The organism is Paracoccus sp. S4493 (genome assembly GCF_000967735.1).
Classification (GTDB): Bacteria; Pseudomonadota; Alphaproteobacteria; order Rhodobacterales; family Rhodobacteraceae; genus Paracoccus; species Paracoccus marcusii.
This window is the reverse complement of the sequence record NZ_JXYF01000357.1, coordinates 1-440: the sequence shown is the minus strand read 5'-3', so window position 1 is coordinate 440 and position 440 is coordinate 1. Positions and strand designations below refer to the sequence as shown.

General features: G+C 75.5%; 1 protein-coding gene. It reads right to left on the bottom strand.

Annotated elements, in window-relative coordinates; translation table 11 throughout:
• Nucleotides 1-350, bottom strand: a 350-nt coding sequence (locus tag TW83_RS17715) for an SDR family NAD(P)-dependent oxidoreductase (protein WP_045984110.1), incomplete at its 3' end; no start/stop codon positions are given.
• Nucleotides 351-440 lie beyond the last annotated feature (90 nt).

Here is a 440-nt window from a genome sequence, read left to right as displayed (position 1 = left end):
AGCGCGCCCAGCAGGTCGCGGGTCAGCGTCATGGGCGCGGCCAGGTTCAGCGCCAGCGTGGCCGCGATCTGCGCGTCGTCGGCGGTGTCGGCGGCGCCCGAGGGCACCATGCCCGCATTGTTGATCAGAATGTCCAGACCGGTTCCGGCCACTGCCTGCGCGATGCTGGCGCGCCCGTAGGAGGTGGTGACATCGGCGGGCAGGACCTGCGCGTCGCGCAGCCCCGCCGCGGTCTGTTCCAGCGGTCCTGCGCGGCGGCCGACCAGGATCACGCCGTGGCCCTGGCGGTCGGCCTGGATGGCCAGCGCCCGGCCGATGCCCGACCCGGCCCCCGTGATCAGGACCCTCATGCCGCCACCCCTGCGTTTGCCGGCGCGGGACCGGGAAGCGGCACCAGCAGCGCCGCCGGACAGCGGGCGATGCGCGCGGCCACCTGCCGG